The following is a 16,424-nucleotide window of genomic DNA, read 5'->3' on the forward strand; positions in this document are numbered from 1 at the left end:
AGGTATATTGGCGTTCAACTTAACGTTGCATACGCCAAGCCTATGGACCTTTGATGATCAACTTCCGCCTGATTCGCCACCTCTGGCTGTTCCTCGCCGTTGCCGAAGAACAGAACTTCGGCCGCGCCGCCAAGCGCCTGGGCATGTCCCAACCACCGTTGAGCGAGCAGATCCAGGTGCTGGAGCAGGCGCTCAAGGTCACGCTGTTCGAGCGTTCGCGGCGCGGCGCCAAACTCACGCCGGTGGGCGCGGCGATCCTGCCTGCCGTGCGCAAATTCGCCGAGCAACTGGAACGCCTGGAGCTGGCGGTGGAGGAGGCGGTGGCGGGGCAGTCGGGCATGCTGACCATCGGCGCGATCTCCACGGCGATGTTCGATGTGCTGCCGGGCCTGATCGACCGGCTCAAGCAGCAGTACCCGCACCTCACTGTCTCCGTGCGCGAGATCGACAGCGTCGAGGCGGTGCCGGCACTGGAAGCGGGGGATATCGACCTGGCGTTTGCCCGCCTGGACGGTGACCTGGGCCCGGCCGTGCAGTCATTGCCGTTGCTGGAGGACCGCTTGATGGTGGCGCTGCCCAGCGATCATCCGTTGGCCGCCCGCACGCGCATCAGCCTGTCGAGCCTGGCGTCCGAGCCACTGGTGATGTTCTCGCGCAAGGTCAGCCCGGTGTACTTCGACAACCTGATCGCCACCTGCCGCGCCAGCGGGTTTTCGCCACGGGTGCTGCATGAGGTGCGTTCGGTGGCGTCGCAGATCGCGTTTGTCAGTTGCGGGCAGGGCATTGCGCTGGTGCCGGCGTCGTTGAAGAAGCTCGCACCGGACAACGTGGTGCTGCGGGCGTTGACGCAAAAACTCCATGTGGTGACCACCGCTGTGGCCTGGAACAGCGAGCGGTCGAACCCGTTGGTGGCGGAAGTGGTTGCGCAGTTTCAGGCTCATACGATTGGCGTATGAATACGTTCCGCAATCCGTTATTTACACCTCGATCAATTCACCCGACAGTGGCGGCTTTTCTGTTCCGGGAGCCCCTGTCATGTCGTTCGTCCACACCCACCTGCCGCTGACGGTAGACGGCGTCTCGCTGAACATTGCCGCCTTGCATCGCACGGGCGAACGTGCGCCCATCCTGTTTTTGCACGGCTTCGGGTCCACCAAGGAAGACTACGCCGATATCGTCCTGCACCCAGCGTTTGACGGGCATCCCTTCGTCGCTTACGACGCGCCCGGCTGTGGCGAAAGCGAATGTGCCGACCTGTCGAAGATCGGCATTCCTTTCTTGTTGGAAACAGCAGTGCAGGTGCTGGAGCATTTCGCGATCGAGCGCTTCCACCTGGTGGGCCATTCCATGGGCGGCTTGACCGCGCTGATGTTGGCGCACCGCTTTTCCGACCGGGTGCTGAGCTTTACCGATATCGAAGGCAACATCGCTCCCGAAGACTGCTTTCTCAGCCGCCAGATCGTCGACTTTCCCGCAGACGATCCCGAGGTGTTTTTCACGGCCTTTATCGAACGCACCCGCCAGGCGCCGGCCTACGCCAGCGCCCTCTATTCTGCGAGCCTGCGTCACAAGGTGCGGGCGGGCGCGGTGCGCGGGATCTTCCAGTCGATGGTCGAGCTGTCTGACCATGGCGACTTGATGGGCAAGTTCCTCGGGCTGCCTTGCCCGAAGATGTTCATGTACGGCGAGCAGAACGCCTCGCTGTCCTACCTGCCGCACATCCAGGCCCACGGCGTGCGCCTGGCGCCGATTGCCCAGTGCGGGCATTTCCCGATGTATTCCAACCCGGTTGCCATGTGGCAGCAGATTGCGCAATTCCACCGCCACAGTGGCTGATGACGGCGGGCGCTACGACTTGAAACGCCCCACCAACCCATTCAGCTCCGCCGACAGGTCAGCCAGCCGCCCCGAATCGTCTTGGGCCGAGTTGGCCAGGCTTTCCACCAGGCGCGCTTCGTCGTAGATCTGCTGGATATGCCGGTTGATCTCTTCGGCGACGCTGTGCTGTTCCTCGGCGGCGGCAGAGATCTGCAGGTTCTGGTCGCGGATCTCGTTGACCGACAGCTGGATGCCTTCAAAGCTGTCCCGTGCGTTTTCGATGGACGACACACTGGCGCGGGACAGGTCCAGGCAACTGCTCATCTTCTGGGTGACTTCTTCGGTCTTGCTGCCCAGGGTGCCGAGCAACTGCTCGATCTCGCCGGTGGAGTCGGAGGTGCGCTTGGCCAACGCCCGCACCTCGTCGGCCACCACCGCAAAACCCCGGCCCTGGTCGCCGGCGCGCGCGGCTTCGATGGCGGCGTTGAGCGCCAGCAGGTTGGTCTGTTCGGCGATGGCGCGGATGGTGCCGAGGATCTGGTTGATGCTGCGGCTGCCGGCTTCCAGCTCGACCATGGCCTGGGACGATTCGGTCAGGCGCCGGCCCAGGCGGTTGACGTTGTCGGTGGTCACTTCAATCTGCTGTTTGCCCTCGGCCACGCGGCGATGGCCGTTCTCGGCCGACTCCGCCGCGCCACTGCACGAGCGCGCCACTTCGTTGGCGGTGGCCACCATTTCGTTGAATGCGGTGGACACCAGTTCCACTGCCTCGCGCTGGCGCCCGGCCGCTTCGTTCATGTTGTGCGCCACTTCGCTGTTGACCTTGGACGCGTCCTGCAAATTGGTCGACGCCGCGCCGATGTGCTGGATCAACTGGCGGATCGCCGCGAGGAACTTGTTGAACCAGCCCGCCAGCTCGGCGGTTTCGTCCTTGCCCTGTACGTGCAACTCGTGGCGTAAATCGCCCTCGCCCTGGGCGATCGATTGCAAGCCGGTGCTCACCTGGCCGATGGGCTTGACGATCACCTTGGAAAACGCCGCCGCAATCAGCCCGAAGATCAGCACCAGCACGGCGACGATGACCGTGGTGAGGTAGGTCATGCGCGTGGCGGCAGCCATCACTTCGTTGTATTCGATCAGGCCGACATAGCGCCAGCCCAGGCCCGGCGAGGTCCAGACGTTGGCCATGTAGCGCACCCCGTCGATCACCACTTCGGTGGAGCCCTGGGGCGTTTCGGCCAGGTGCGCATACGGCGCGCCGAGGTCCTTGAGGGGCTTGAAGTTGTGCGCGGCATTGCGCGGGTCCACCAGCACCACGCCGTCTTCGATCAGCATCACGTAGCCGCTTTCGCCCAGCTTGATGCTCTTGAGCAACTCGGTGAGGTTTTTCAGCGACACGCTCACCACGAACACGCCCTTGGGTTTGCCGGCGTTATCCAGCAAGGCGCGGGCGGTGCCCACCAGGGCCACGTCGTCCTTGTCGTAATAATAAGCAGGGGTGCGCACCGTCTTGCCGGGGCTGGCCATGGCGGCCTTGTACCAGGGGCGGGTGCGCGGGTCGTACTTGGCCAGTTGTGGGTCATCCGGCCACTTGGAGTAAGTGCCGTCCTCCAGGCCGATGGACAAAATGGCGGCAGACGGGTGGGTTGCACCAAACCGTGCAAACTGGTCGATGACCTGCTGGGCCTGGGCTGGCATCGGCTGGCTGGCCGCGTTGGCAGGCTGGTAATCCTTTAGAGTGTTCACGGAAGTGTATACAGGATCAGCGGACATTTGATCGACGTTCTGCAGCGTGCCATCGAAGAACTGCCGGATGTTGCCATCGATCTGGCGTATTTCACGGGTGCTGCCATCAATGAATTGTTCGACCGCCTGGGTCCGTGTGTTCATGACGGAGATCACCGCGACCAGGCTGACCGGGATAAACGCGACGGATACGAAAGCAAGCACCAGCTTATTTTTTATTTTCATCGAGACGACCATCAGCGGGGAGGGCGGCCAAACCGTCGACTCCGGGCGAGAGGCGGCGATTTGCTATCACTGTCTGTTTCGGCTCGATGCGGGGAAATCTTTAGCGATATTTTGTGTACAACAACAATACTTTTTGTCCTGAATATTTTTCAGGTCGATAACCGTGCGACAGCTTTGTCCCCGTGCAACACATCATGCCCGCTGACCACCACGATGCCGACCAACACCAGGAGCGAGCCGAGCACAAACGTCGACTCCAGCGGCTCGCTCAACAGCCATACGCCGAACGCCACGCCAAACAACGGGGTGAGGAACGACAGCACGCCCAGCCGCGACCCCAAGTAACGGCTTAGCAACCAGAACCACACCAGCAGGCTCAGGAACGAGAACACCACGGTCTGAAATGCCAGGCTGGCAAACGCGATGCCGGAGAGGTGGAACCGGGTTTGCCCGGTGACCAGCGCCACCAGCCCGAGGATGATGCAAGCGCCGGCGAGTTGGTAGAACAGCGTCAAGGGTGCCGGCGCATCCGTCAGCCTTGAGCAGCGAATACTCAAGGTGGTCGCGCCCCAGGCGATGGCGCCGACCACGCCCAATGCATCCCCCATCCGCTGCGGCGTGACCCAGCCATCGCCCGGTTTGCCTGGCGTATAAAAGGCGATGGCGATACCGATAAAGGCGATCAGGATGCCCAGCCATTGCAGGCGGCTCAGGCGCTCACTGGCAAAGCGAAGATGCAGGCCGATGGCGGCAAATAGGGGCGCGGTGTAGAGGAAAATCACCATGTGCGCAGCCGAGGTGTAGCTCAGCCCCACCGACACCGCGATGTACTCGACGGCGAACAGAACCCCGACCACCACGCCGCCTCGCCAGGTCTGCCAGTGGCACTTTTCGCGGTAGCGACGCAAGGTCAGCAAGAGGCCCACCATCACCGCGGCAACCCCGGAGCGCAGGGCGATTTGCAGCATCGGCGAAACATCCTCGGCGGCCACTTTGATCGCCACTTGTTGTAGCCCCCAGATGGCACACACCACGACCATCATCACGGCGGCTGTTTTATCCAGTGTCTGGCGATTTTCCACGGTACGACTCCTCTGACCCAATGGCATCAGTCTGGGGTTGTCGTAATGGTGAGATATAGCGCAAAAGCGACAAACGATAGCGAGGAATCGTCATTCGCGCCGTGGCCCGAACCACGGCGCTGGCAGCCGCATCGACTCAGCCCATGTCCTGGGTGGCACGTGCAGAATCGTCCTTGAGCTCCTCGGCGAACTTGCGCATCAAGCGCACCAGGTTGTCAAAGTCGCCTTCGTCCCACGTGGAAAAGATCGACACGCCAATGCGTTCGCGCGCGGCGTCAACTCGGTCAGTCATGACTTTGCCTTTTTCGGTAATCACCGACTCGCGCAGGCGGCGGTCGAGCGCGCTTGCCTGGCGCTGGATCAAGTCGAGGCTTTCCAGCTTGGTCACTTGCCGGCTGACCGTGGTGTAGTCGCGACCGACGCGGTCGGCCAGTTCGACCACGCCGATAGGGCCCAGCCGTTCTACCAGCACCAGCAGGGGAAACAGCGCGCGGTCCAAGGAAATTCCGGCCTCGCGCACCATCGCTTCATCGCGCTGGGGGCGGTTCATCACCCCCACGATCTCAACCAACGACCCATGCAAATCACGCAGCTGAGCGCTCATATGTGCGTTTTGCACGCTTTTTCTTGACACTGTGTTTCTCCGTCTTAATATGTGCATATTGCACATATAGGTGGTCATTATGAACGAGCAATGCGCGGTCGATGTTCTGATTTGTGGTGCCGGTGCGGCCGGCTTGACCTTGGCGATAGACCTGGCCAGGCGCGGTATCCGCTTTCGTCTGATCGAGAAAAACCACCAGCCTTTCCACGGTTCCCGTGGCAAAGGCATCCAGCCCAGGTCGCAGGAAATCTTCGAAGACCTCGGCGTACTCGACCGCCTGTTCGCCATGGGTGGAGTCTATCCGACTGAGCGGCGCTACCGCGACGACGGCAGCACCCTCGACGCCGATCCCATCGAACACAGGGCCGCGACTTCGGCTGAGCCTTATCAGCAACCGCTGATGGTGCCGCAATTCCTGACCGAACAGGTGCTGCGCGAGCGGTTGCTCGAACTGGGCCACCGGCCAGTGTTTGGCTGTGAATTGACAGGGTTTGAGCAAGACGCGGACGGCGTGACCCTGCAGCTCAATGGCCGCGCAGGCCCGCAAACACTGCGTACGCGCTGGCTGGTGGGGGCCGACGGGGGGCGCAGCTTCGTGCGCCAGGCGTTGAATATCGGCTTCCCGGGCAAGACCCTCGGTATGCGTGCGCTGGTGGCGGACGTGCAGCTGTCAGGCCTGTCGTCGACGTATTGGCATCGTTTTGGCGAGGGCGACCCACAACGTCAGATTGCCATTTGCCCGCTGGCCGGCACGCAACTGTTCCAGATTCAAGGTCCGATTGCCCTGGACGCCGAGGTGGACCTCAGTGCTGAAGGCTTGACCGCGATGGTGGCCCAGCGCACCGGGCGCGATGACATTCAGGTGCACGCGGTGTCCTGGGCGTCGGCCTACAGCATGAATGCGCGGCTGGCCGATCAGTACCGTGTCGGCCAGGTGTTTCTGGTCGGGGACGCCGCGCACATCCATCCGCCGACCGGTGGCCAGGGGCTCAACACCAGTGTGCAGGATGCCTACAACCTCGGCTGGAAACTGGCGGCGGTGGCCAACGGCGCACCTGAAGCGTTGCTCGACAGCTACGAAGAAGAACGCCGGCCAGTAGCGGCCTCGGTACTGGGCTTATCCACCCAACTGCTCGATAACCTGCAACGTGGCGACGTGCGCCGGGGTCGGGAAGTGCATCAACTGGACATTGGTTACCCCCATTCCTCGCTGGCGGCGGGTCGGGCGGACCGCGCCGGTGCGCGTGCGCCGGATGCACGGCTGCGCGGCGCGGCAGGCCAATCGCTACGCCTGTTTGACCTCTACGCTGGCCCGCATTGGACGCTGCTGTGTGTGGCCGGCACGTCGGCCGACGTGGCACCAAGGCCAGGGTTGCGAATCCACCACGTTGGCCTGCAAGGGGAAGTGATTGATGACCAAGGGCAGATGCAACACGCTTACGGGCTGGCCGCAGGGGATCGGGTGCTGGTGCGCCCGGATGGCTATATCGGCGCGATCTTTTCGTCCGATGAGGGGGCGCGGTTGGAAGGCTACTTGTTGCAAGTCGGCCTGCCGAGTGTGATCAGTCCTGAGTCGTCGCGTTGACGGCTTGAGCGGGTAGCGCCCCTGGCGTCTTGATGGTCTTGGTCACGATGTAGGTGAAATAGCGCTCGATGGCCAGGTCTTCCAGCAGCAATTGGTCGATGAAACGCTGGTACGCGTCGATGTCGGCGGCGCGAATCATCGCGATGTAGTCCACGCCGCCGCCGGTGGCGTAGCAGAACTCCACCTCCGGTGCGTCGCCCATGCGGTGTTCGAAGCGGCGCATGTCCTGGGCGGTGTGGCGGGCCAGGGTGATTTCCACCAGCAACTGCTGGCTCTTGAACACCTGGTTCCAATCGATCACCGCGCGGTAGCCTTTGACCAGGCCCGCGTTCTCCAGCTTGCGCACCCGCTCCCAGGCCGGGGTGACCGACAGGTTGATCGCCTCGGCCAGGCTGGACTTGGTGATGCGCCCATCCTCGGAAAGGATGCGCAGGATGTTCAGGTCGTAACGGTCAAGCTTGTGCATTGCAGGCAAACTCTGGAACGGGCAAGTCAGTATCAGGCCACCAACTGCGGAAGCTGTCGAGCCCCGGCGAGGCTGCGAAGGCGGCGGCATGGGCGAAACCTTTATTGGCAGTGCCGCCGCTTTCGCAGGCAAGCCAGCTCCCACAGGGATGTGCGTCAGCCGAGGATTTCCCCCGCCACCTGGTCAATCGCACCCTGGGTGATGTCGACGATCAGGTCCGCGTCTTCCCGCGTGAGGATCAACGGCGGAGCAAAGCCAAGGATGTCGCCATGGGGCATGGCCCGGGCGATCATGCCGCGCTCCAGGCAGGCCGCCGAGACTTTCGGGCCGACTTTCAACCCGGCATCGAACGGCGTGCGTTGCTCGCGATCGGCCATGAACTCCACGGCGGCGAGCATGCCGTCGCCACGCACTTCGCCCACCAGCGGGTGGCCTTCGAGGGTTTCGCGCAGGCGGCGGTTGAGGTACGCGCCCACCTGCTCGGCATTTTCGGTGAGGTTTTCGCGCTCCAGAATGTCGAGGTTGGCCAGCGCCGCCGCCGCGCAGATCGGGTGCCCCGAATACGTCCAGCCGTGTCCCATGGCGCCGTCGGTGGTGGAGGCTTTTTCGATCACGTCCCACACTTTCTCGCCAATGATCACCGCCGACAACGGTGCATAGGCACTGGTCAGGCCCTTGGCCGTGGTGATCAGGTCCGGGCGCATGCCGTAACGCTGGCTGCCCATCTTCGACCCCAGGCGGCCAAATGCGCAGACCACTTCATCGGCAATCAACAGCACATCGTATTTGTGCAGCACCGCCTGGATCGCCGCCCAGTAACCGGCCGGTGGCACCACGATGCCGCCGGTGCCCATCACCGGTTCACCGATGAAGGCGGCCACGGTATCCGGGCCTTCGGCAAGGATCATCTTTTCCAGCTCATCGGCGCAGTACCGCACGAACGCGGCTTCATCCATGCCCGCCGGGGCCTTGCGGTACCAGTGCGGGCACACGGTGTGCTGGATGCCTTGCTCCGGCAGGTCAAAGTGCTGATGGAAGGCAGCAAGACCCGTGAGGCTGCCGGTCATGATGCCCGAGCCGTGGTAGCCACGGTCGCGGGAGATGATTTTCTTCTTCTGCGGACGGCCCAGCACGTTGTTGTAGTAGCGCACCAGCTTGATCTGGGTCTCGTTGGCGTCGGAGCCCGACAGGCCGTAGTAGACCTTCTTCATGCCTTCCGGCGCCCAGTCCATGATGCGACTCGACAGCTCGATAATCGCCTCCGTCGAATGGCCAACGTAGGTGTGGTAGTAGGCCAGCTCCTTGGCCTGCTTGTAGATCGCGTCCGCCACTTCGGTACGGCCGTAGCCGATGTTCACGCAATACAGCCCGGCAAACGCGTCGATGAAGTCACGCCCTTCATGGTCACGGATGCGGATGCCCGACGCGCTCTGGATGATACGGCCCTTGAGCGCGCCGCTGGCATGGTCGTGGGCGTGGGTGGACGGGTGCATGAAGTGTGCGCGGTCCTGTGCGAACAGGTGGTCGAGTTCGTGGTTCATAGCGAGTCTCCTTTGAATTGTCCTTGGTGGTGCAGGCAAAAGTATTTGGTTTCGACAAAGGCCTCGAAGCCCTCGGTGCCGCCTTCGCGGCCCAGGCCCGAGGCTTTCATGCCGCCGAACGGAATCGGGTGGCCAGTGAACTTCACACCGTTGACCGCGACCATGGCGTGGTCGAGGCGACGGATCAGTGGGTAGATCAGGTCCAGGCGGTTGGAACAAATGTAGGCGGCCAGGCCGTACTCGGTGTCGTTGGCCAGGGCAATCGCCTGCTCCAGGCTGTCGAAGGGCATTACCCCGGCAATCGGCGCAAAGTTTTCTTCGCGGTAGATGCGCATCTCGGGCGTGACATCCGCCAACACCGTGGGCTGGTAGAACAAGCCGCCCAGCGCATGGGCTTCACCGCCCACCAGGCGTTGCGCGCCCAGCTGCAAGGCGTCCTCCACCCGCGCGGCGGTCACATCGAACGCGGCCTGATGCATCAACGGGCCAACGTCCACGGCGTGTTCTTCGCCGCCTATCAGCGCAGGGCCCACGCGCAGTTCGCGCACGGCGGCGGCAAAGCGCTTGAGGAAGGCGGGGTAGATCGCGCGGTCGACGAGGATGCGGTTGGCGGCGCAGCAGTCCTGGCCGGAGGTCTGGAATTTGGCCTCCACCGCGACCTTCACCGCCAGGCCCAGGTCAGCGTCGGCACACACAATGAACGGCGCATTGCCGCCCAGTTCCAGGGCGACCTTCTTCACGTCCTGGGCGGCCGCTTGCAGCACCAGCTTGCCCACGCGGGTCGAGCCGGTGAAGCTCACCGAACGCACGCGGCTGTCTTGCACCAGGGTTTGCATGGCCATCTGCGGCTCGCCCAGCACCACGTTGAACACCCCGGCCGGAAAGCCGGCTTCCTCGGCGAGTTGCGCCAGGGCAAAGGCCGAGTAGGGCGTTTCATGGGCCGGCTTGACCACTACCGTGCAACCGGCCGCCAGGGCGGCAGCGGCTTTGCGCGTGATCATTGCCGAAGGGAAGTTCCACGGCGTCAGCAGCGCGCAAACGCCCACCGGCTCCTTGAGCGTGCCCAGGTGCGCACCGGGAATATGGCTGGGGATGTTCTGCCCGTACAGCCGCCGGGCTTCGTCGGCAAACCAGGGAATGAAACTGGCGGCATAGGCGATTTCGCCCCGGGACTCGGCCAGGGATTTGCCTTGTTCCAGGCTCAGGATGCGCGCCAGGTCTTCCTGATGTTCCAGGATCAGACTGGCCCAACGCTTGAGGACGGTTGCGCGGGCGTCAAGGCTCTGTTCGCGCCAAGCCGGGAAGGCGCGATGCGCGGCATCCACGGCGGCAGTTATCTGCGCTTGTTCAAGCATCGGCACATGGCCGATCACGTCCTGGGTCGCCGGGTTGTGCACGGCGAGGGTGCTGGCGCTGTCACTGTGGACCCAATGGCCGTCGACATAGCACAGCGCCTTGAACAGCAGTGGGTGTTTGTAAGTCATGGTGGTGGCTCCCAATCGTCTGAGTGCAGTCATGCTAGGGCAGGGCAGCGCAAGAAAAGGCGGGTTTGGCGGGGGTGGGGCAGTGGGTTTTTTCTGATTGCAGGGGCCATTTCCGGTGATTTCTGTGGGAGCCGGGCTTGCCCGCGATGCAGGCGCCTCGGTGCAACTGCTATACCGAGGTGATGCCATCGCGGGCAAGCCCGGCTCCCACAGGAGAACGGGTTACATGCCGGGTTATTTGGCGGCTTTGGCGGTGGCGACCCAGCCGTCGAAGGTGGCTTTGTTTTCACTCATCCAATCATCGGCCAGCTTGCGAATGTTGCGTTCGCTGGAGCCGTCCTGGCTGATGGTTTTTTCCCAGTAGCTCCAGGTCGACTGCGGGAATGTCATCTGTTCCACCAGCGCCTTCACCGCCGGGTTGGCTGCGATGAACTGCTTGTTGCCAATCGCGTACCAGTTCCACGCGGCCATCGCCATGCGGCACGGGTCGGCGCCGCCTGCACACCCTTCCACGCCTGGGGTGAGGGCGCTGGTGGTGCTCGGCACGTTGCCCGGCAAGGCATCAAACGGCGTCGGCAACCACACCACGTCCTTGCCGGGGACCATGGTGTTGGTCATCCACGACGGCGCCCAGGCATAGAAAAACACCGGCTCGCCGCGCTTGAGGCGCGCAACGTTTTCGAACATCAGCGCTTCATACTTGCCACGCACCGGGTTCACAGTGGCCTTGAGGCCGAACTTGTCGAGCTGGTAATCCACCACATCGCCACAGCCCCAACCCGGGTCGCAGCTGATCAGGTCGGCCTTGCCGTTCTTGCCGAACAGCGCGGCGATCTTCGGGTCTTTCAACTGCTCAAGGCTGGTGATGTGGTACGCGTCGGCGGTTTTCTTGTCGATCATGTAGCCGTTGTAGCCGGCACCGGTGATGGAGCCGCCGCCGACTACTTCGGTGCGGTCCTTGACCTTGTCGAAGCTGGGTTGCAGCTGCGGCAGGGTCACGTCCATCGACAGGTCCAGGTCACCCTGGGCGGCGGCCGGGAAGAACAGCGTGGTGTTGACGGTACTCAGCTTGCTCCCGTAGCCGAGGCGCTTGGCGGCCTCGATGGCGATCTTGGTGATGACGTAGTTGCCACCGGTACTTTCCGACTGCACGAAACGGATGGTCTTGCCGTTGCCGGGCAGGTCTTCGGCCATGACCGAAGTGCTCCCCAGGTACAGCACGGCTGCAAATCCGAGCAAGGCGTTGAATGGACGCATCATGATTTCCTCTTTGTTTTTCTCGTTATGGTTAAGGGATGGCAGTCAAAAAACGACGTTCATGATTTCTTGTTATGCGCTGACCGCCCGCAGGGTGAACAGCCGCTTGAACAGCGATTTGCGCTTGCCCGGTGTGGGCTGCGCGAGGTTCTGGGTGATGCGGTCGAGCATCATCGCCAGCAACACAATGGCGATCCCGCCGACCGCAGCGCGGCCTACATCCATGCGTCCCAGGCCTTGCAGCACCACCAGGCCGAGGCCTTCGGCGCCGATCATGGCGACAACGACGGACATCACCATGGCGGTGAGCACCGTCTGGTTGAGGCCGCCAAGGATGGTCGGCACGGCCAGGGGCAACTGGATTTCCCAGAGCAACTGCTTGCGGTCGGCGCCGAACGCCAGGCCGGCTTCCACCAGCTCGGTTTCCACCATGCGGATGCCCAGGTAGGTAAAGCGAATCAGCGGCGGGCATGCCGAGATCACCACCGCCACTTCACCCGACACGGTGCCCACGCCAAACAGCATCACCACTGGCACCAGGTACACGAAGGTCGGCGTGGTTTGCATGATGTCGAGGATCGGTCGCATCACCGCCCACACCCGTTCACTGCGCGCGCACCAGATACCCACCGGGATGCCCACCACCATGCAGATCACAATCGCGGTAGTGATCAGCGACAGCGTGGTCATGGCTTCGTCCCACACGCCCAAGGCGGCAATCACCACCAGCGCGGCGGCACTGAAAATGGCCACGCCCAGGGTGGCGGCGCGGTAGGCGATGAGGAACATCAGCACCACCATCACCGGGAACGGAATGGCGTGGATCAGCGTGTCGCTGAACCCCAGCAAGTGTTCCACCGGCCAACGGATGGCCTGGAAGATCGGGCGCAAGTGGATGCCGATCCATTCAACGCCCCCGCTGATCCACTGGTCCACGGGAAAAACAGCGAGGTCTTCTGACTTAAGCATGGTGTGCAACCTCCGAAACGGCAGGGCGAGGGGGCGGGACGCTGGCGATGCAATCGAGGATATGGGCGCTGTTCAAGGTGCCGATAAACACCCCGTCGGCGTCGGCGACCGCCACCGGATGGCCCGGTTTGAGCAGGCGCGCCACTTCCACCAGCTTGGCACTGGCCGGCACGCTGACGAACTGCGGCGACAAGCGCTGCAAGGCATCACCGCCTGCGCCCACCGCCAGCAACGCGCCGGCATCCAGAACGCCCACGGCCTTGCCGGCCGCGTTGAGTACAAAGGCATTGGCGCTGTCATTGCCGACCACGCGAGTGTCGCCCTGTACCAGCAGGGTGCTGGCCGGCTGCATGATCGAGCGCGCATCGAACAGCCGCGAGCGGTCCACTTCCCGGGTAAACCCGGCCACATAATCGCTGCCCGGGTCGGCGACGATTTCCTGGGGCGTGCCTTCGCGCACCACTTGGCCGTCGGCCATGATCGCGATGCGCGTGCCCAGCTTCAGGGCTTCCTGGAAGTCGTGGGTGATGAACAGGATGGTTTTTTTCAAGGTGCGCTGCAGGCGCAGCAACTCGTCCTGCATCTCGGTGCGGATCAGCGGGTCGAGGGCGCTGAACGCCTCGTCCATGATCAACACGTCGGCGTCGGTGGTCAGCGCCCGCGCCAGCCCCACGCGCTGGCGCATGCCGCCCGACAGCTCGTGAGGGTGGTGGTCGGCCCACTTGGCCAGGCCGACCACCCCGAGCACCTCCAGGGCACGCTTGCGCCGTTCGGCAAGGGGCACGCCGCGCAGCTTGAGGCCGAACTCGGTGTTTTCGATCACGGTCTTGTTCGGCAGCAGCGCGAAGTGCTGGAACACCATGGAAATCCGCGTGCGGCGCACGTCGCGCAACTCGTTTTCGTTGAGGGTGACCAGGTCCCGGCCGTCCAGCAGGATCTTGCCCGCCGTCGGCTCGTTGAGGCGGTTGATGCACCGCGCCAGGGTGGATTTGCCCGAGCCGGACAAGCCCATGATCATGTAGATCGCGCCGCTGGGGATCGACAGCGATACGTTGTTGAGGCCGACCACCGTGGCGGTCTCCGCCAGGATCCGGTCTTTACTGGCGCCAGCGGTCAAGAGCTGCATGGCTCGGTCGGGCGCCGAAGAGAACACCTTATACAGGTTCTCGATCTTTAGTCGTTCGCTCACCAATTGCCTCCAATTGTTGTTTTGCTATCTGCGGAAATTTCATCAAGAGAAATTTTTGGGCTACTGGCAGTCAAAGGTCCGTCGGTGGTGCAGTCGCAAGGGGCAACGCAAAAATTTCTTGTTGTTCGACAAAGCAGTTACAGCATGAGCGTGGGGCGGGTGCAAGGGGTGGGCGTCAGCCGGTAGGCGATTCCATCGGGGCCATGCCTTCCCGGGCCTTGCGCGCTACGCGGAAGGCTTCGACGCCCGCCGGAATGCCGCAATACACCGCGATTTGCACCAGGGCTGCGCGCAATTCCTCATCGGTCAAACCGTTGCGCAGGGCACCGCAAAAATGCACCCCGAACTCCTCCATGCGCCCCAGCGCCGCGAGCATGCCCAGGTTGAGCAGGCTGCGTTGCTTGAGGTCCAGGGCGTCGTCGGTCCAGACCATGCCCCAGCAATATTCATTCAACACGTCCTGGAACGGCCGCGAGAAATCGTCGGCCCGGCCCAGGGCCTGCTCGACGTAGGCGTCTCCCAGCACGTGGCGGCGTACGCGCTCGCCACTGACTTGCAATGACTTATCCATGGTGGGTCTCCGAATCGGTTAAAAAGTCGCGCATCAGCGCCGCCACTTGCTGCGGCGCCTCTATCAGGATGCAGTGGCGCAGCCCCGGCAGAATCCGCAGGGTCGAGCCTTGGATTTGCGCGTGCATGAACGCCGCCATGCGCGGGTTGGAGCCGAGGTCATCGGCGCCGGTGGCAATGAGTGTCGGGCAGTGGATCTGCCCCAGTTGCGCGCCGAAATCCGATTCGGCCAGCACCCGGTACGCTGCGGCGTAACACCCTGGGTCATTGGCGGCATTCATTTGCCGTAAGCGCAGCACGGCATCCGGGTTCTGTGCCTGGAACGCCTCGGTCAACCAGCGCGCCAACGAGGCTTCGTAATGCGCCACAGGCTCACCGGCTTGCAGCGCGACCAGGCGTGCTTTGACCCGCTCGCGTTCTTCGGCATTACGCCCGGCCACGGTCGACAACAGCACCAGCCGACGTACCCGCTCAGGATGGGTAAGCACGAGCCGTTGGGCGATCAGGCCCCCCAGCGAAAACCCCGCCAGGTCGAACTGCCCGAAACCCACGTGTTCGGCCAGCGCCAGGGTTTCACCGACCAGATGGTCGATCTCATAGCGCCCTGGCGTGCGCGACGACTGCCCGTGGCCGCGCAGGTCGAAGGTCAGCACCGTGAAGTCGTCCTTCAAGCCCTGCACCACCTCGGCCCAGGCGTCCAGGCTGGAACCCACGCCGTGGATGCACACCAGCGGCCGAGGCCCGTGCCCATCGAGGCGGTAGTTGAGCGTGACATTCGCCACGCTGAGTTGTTGTGCGTCGCCCATGGCTTACCCCGCCACCGTTTCGCGACGTTTGACGCGCTCGCGCTCGGCGAACACTGGCATCACCTCGTCGATGAACAGGCGCAGGGTCTGCTTCTGCAATTCGAACGGCAGGTTGAAGGTCAGGCCCAGGCAATATTGATCGACGCCGGCCGCTTCATAGTCGAGCAGCTTGGCGATGATTTCGTCCGGGGTGCCGAACATCAGGTTGCGGCGGATGTTGTCCGGGTTGTAGTTCTCCTTGCCGCGTACCGCCTCAAACGGCACCGGCTCGGGGAAACCGTTGTGCACGGTGCCGACGTTCTGCATCAGGTTCTCGAACGCACGGCCAAAGTCCATGCTGTGCTGCACCGGTACTTGCCAGTCTTGCGGGTTGGCGTAGACGCAGGTGCGCCGCTGCATCATGAAGCGCGGGCGCGGCACGTGGGGGTTGTCGGCCACGGCCTTGTTGAATTTCTCGCCCAGTACGGCGATTTCCGCCGCGGGCAAGGAGAGCGGGGTGGAGAGAATGTTCGCGCCGATGCCCACCGCCCAGTCGAAGGTGCCCGGGTCACGCGCGGCCACCCAGATACGCGGGTGGTCCTTTTGCAAGGGTTTGGGCACTGCAGCGGTCAACGGGAATTTCCAGTAGTGGCCGTCGTGGGCGTAGTCGCCGGCCCAGAGTTTCTGAACCGCCGGCACCAGCTCCTTCATGTAGCCGACGCCTTCCTGCTGTTGCAGGCCGGGGGTCATGCGGTCGAATTCGTACTGGTAGGAACCCCGGGCGATACCGAATTCCAGGCGGCCTTTGGTCAAGTGATCGCACAGCGCCGCTTCACCGGCCAGCCGGATCGGGTGCCAGTAGGCGGCCGCGATGGTCGCGGTGCCCAGGCGGATGCGCTCGGTGTGCTGGCCGAGCCAGGTCAGGGTCTGGAACGGGTTGGGCGCGATGGTGCATTCCAGGGTGTGGTGCTCGGACGTCCACAGGGTTTCGAAGCCGCCTTCGTCGGCGATCTTCGCCAGCTCCAGCAGGTTGGCCATGACGGTCTGCATCGGCACGTCCGGGGAGAAACGTTCCATGCTCAGGGATACGGCAAATTTCATGT

Annotated in this window: 15 protein-coding genes and 1 pseudogene; 3 read left to right on the forward strand and 13 right to left on the reverse strand. The window is 63.2% G+C overall.

Features of this window, described 5'->3' with window-relative positions; translation table 11 throughout:
• Nucleotides 1–53: 53 nt before the first annotated feature.
• Nucleotides 54–956 (forward strand): LysR family transcriptional regulator, encoded by a 903-nt coding sequence (locus ACVWVP_RS28685; protein ID WP_457409382.1) that lies wholly within the window; start codon nucleotides 54–56, stop codon nucleotides 954–956.
• A 79-nt stretch (nucleotides 957–1,035) separates the two neighbouring features.
• Nucleotides 1,036–1,836 (forward strand): alpha/beta fold hydrolase, encoded by an 801-nt coding sequence (locus ACVWVP_RS28690; protein ID WP_457409384.1) that lies wholly within the window; start codon nucleotides 1,036–1,038, stop codon nucleotides 1,834–1,836.
• A gap of 12 nt (nucleotides 1,837–1,848) precedes the next feature.
• Here ACVWVP_RS28690 and ACVWVP_RS28695 read toward each other — a convergent pair whose 3' ends face one another.
• From ACVWVP_RS28695 to ACVWVP_RS28710, 4 genes and pseudogenes are all read right to left on the reverse strand, one after another.
• Complete coding sequence (locus tag ACVWVP_RS28695; protein ID WP_371319343.1) at nucleotides 1,849–2,616, reverse strand: methyl-accepting chemotaxis protein; 768 nt, start codon at nucleotides 2,614–2,616, stop codon at nucleotides 1,849–1,851.
• 87 nt (nucleotides 2,617–2,703) lie between these two features.
• Nucleotides 2,704–3,801, reverse strand: a pseudogene (locus ACVWVP_RS28700) (cache domain-containing protein); the annotation flags it as partial.
• A gap of 137 nt (nucleotides 3,802–3,938) precedes the next feature.
• A complete protein-coding gene (locus tag ACVWVP_RS28705; RefSeq protein ID WP_457409386.1) occupies nucleotides 3,939–4,871 on the reverse strand; it encodes a DMT family transporter in 933 nt (310 codons plus the stop codon).
• 136 nt (nucleotides 4,872–5,007) lie between these two features.
• Nucleotides 5,008–5,490, reverse strand: a complete 483-nt coding sequence (locus tag ACVWVP_RS28710) for a MarR family winged helix-turn-helix transcriptional regulator (RefSeq protein WP_372339947.1) — start codon at nucleotides 5,488–5,490, stop codon at nucleotides 5,008–5,010.
• A 64-nt stretch (nucleotides 5,491–5,554) separates the two neighbouring features.
• On the opposite strand from ACVWVP_RS28710, the gene ACVWVP_RS28715 reads away from it, so the two are divergent.
• Nucleotides 5,555–7,060 carry an FAD-dependent oxidoreductase gene (locus ACVWVP_RS28715; RefSeq protein ID WP_457409388.1) on the forward strand — a complete coding sequence of 502 codons (1,506 nt, stop codon included), beginning with the start codon at nucleotides 5,555–5,557 and terminating at the stop codon, nucleotides 7,058–7,060.
• Here ACVWVP_RS28715 and ACVWVP_RS28720 read toward each other — a convergent pair.
• The 9 genes from ACVWVP_RS28720 to ACVWVP_RS28760 all read right to left on the reverse strand — a co-directional run bounded on the left by ACVWVP_RS28720 (nucleotide 7,038) and on the right by ACVWVP_RS28760 (nucleotide 16,422).
• A complete protein-coding gene (locus tag ACVWVP_RS28720; protein ID WP_178924843.1) occupies nucleotides 7,038–7,526 on the reverse strand; it encodes an Lrp/AsnC family transcriptional regulator in 489 nt (162 codons plus the stop codon). The genes ACVWVP_RS28715 and ACVWVP_RS28720 overlap by 23 nt on opposite strands.
• 155 nt (nucleotides 7,527–7,681) lie before the next feature.
• Nucleotides 7,682–9,067, reverse strand: coding sequence for an aminotransferase (locus ACVWVP_RS28725; RefSeq protein ID WP_457409390.1), 1,386 nt, complete (start codon nucleotides 9,065–9,067; stop codon nucleotides 7,682–7,684).
• On the reverse strand, nucleotides 9,064–10,551 hold the full coding sequence (locus ACVWVP_RS28730; protein ID WP_457409392.1) for an NAD-dependent succinate-semialdehyde dehydrogenase: 1,488 nt from the start codon (nucleotides 10,549–10,551) through the stop codon (nucleotides 9,064–9,066). The genes ACVWVP_RS28725 and ACVWVP_RS28730 overlap by 4 nt, the downstream gene beginning before the upstream one ends.
• A gap of 234 nt (nucleotides 10,552–10,785) precedes the next feature.
• Nucleotides 10,786–11,811 carry a glycine betaine/L-proline ABC transporter substrate-binding protein ProX gene (proX, locus tag ACVWVP_RS28735; RefSeq protein ID WP_176995867.1) on the reverse strand — a complete coding sequence of 342 codons (1,026 nt, stop codon included), beginning with the start codon at nucleotides 11,809–11,811 and terminating at the stop codon, nucleotides 10,786–10,788.
• A 69-nt stretch (nucleotides 11,812–11,880) separates the two neighbouring features.
• Nucleotides 11,881–12,777, reverse strand: coding sequence for an ABC transporter permease (locus ACVWVP_RS28740; RefSeq protein ID WP_176995868.1), 897 nt, complete (start codon nucleotides 12,775–12,777; stop codon nucleotides 11,881–11,883).
• A complete protein-coding gene (locus ACVWVP_RS28745) occupies nucleotides 12,770–13,966 on the reverse strand; it encodes a quaternary amine ABC transporter ATP-binding protein (protein ID WP_457409395.1) in 1,197 nt (398 codons plus the stop codon). Before ACVWVP_RS28745 ends, ACVWVP_RS28740 begins: the two co-directional genes overlap by 8 nt.
• A 175-nt stretch (nucleotides 13,967–14,141) precedes the next feature.
• Nucleotides 14,142–14,537, reverse strand: a complete 396-nt coding sequence (locus ACVWVP_RS28750; RefSeq protein WP_457409398.1) for a carboxymuconolactone decarboxylase family protein — start codon at nucleotides 14,535–14,537, stop codon at nucleotides 14,142–14,144.
• Nucleotides 14,530–15,342: an alpha/beta fold hydrolase gene (locus tag ACVWVP_RS28755; protein WP_457409400.1), complete on the reverse strand. Its 813-nt coding sequence runs from the start codon at nucleotides 15,340–15,342 to the stop codon at nucleotides 14,530–14,532. The genes ACVWVP_RS28750 and ACVWVP_RS28755 overlap by 8 nt, the downstream gene beginning before the upstream one ends.
• 3 nt (nucleotides 15,343–15,345) lie before the next feature.
• Complete coding sequence (locus ACVWVP_RS28760) at nucleotides 15,346–16,422, reverse strand: LLM class flavin-dependent oxidoreductase (protein ID WP_259171574.1); 1,077 nt, start codon at nucleotides 16,420–16,422, stop codon at nucleotides 15,346–15,348.
• Nucleotides 16,423–16,424 lie beyond the last annotated feature (2 nt).

It is taken from the genome of Pseudomonas sp. TE24901 (assembly GCF_054058375.1).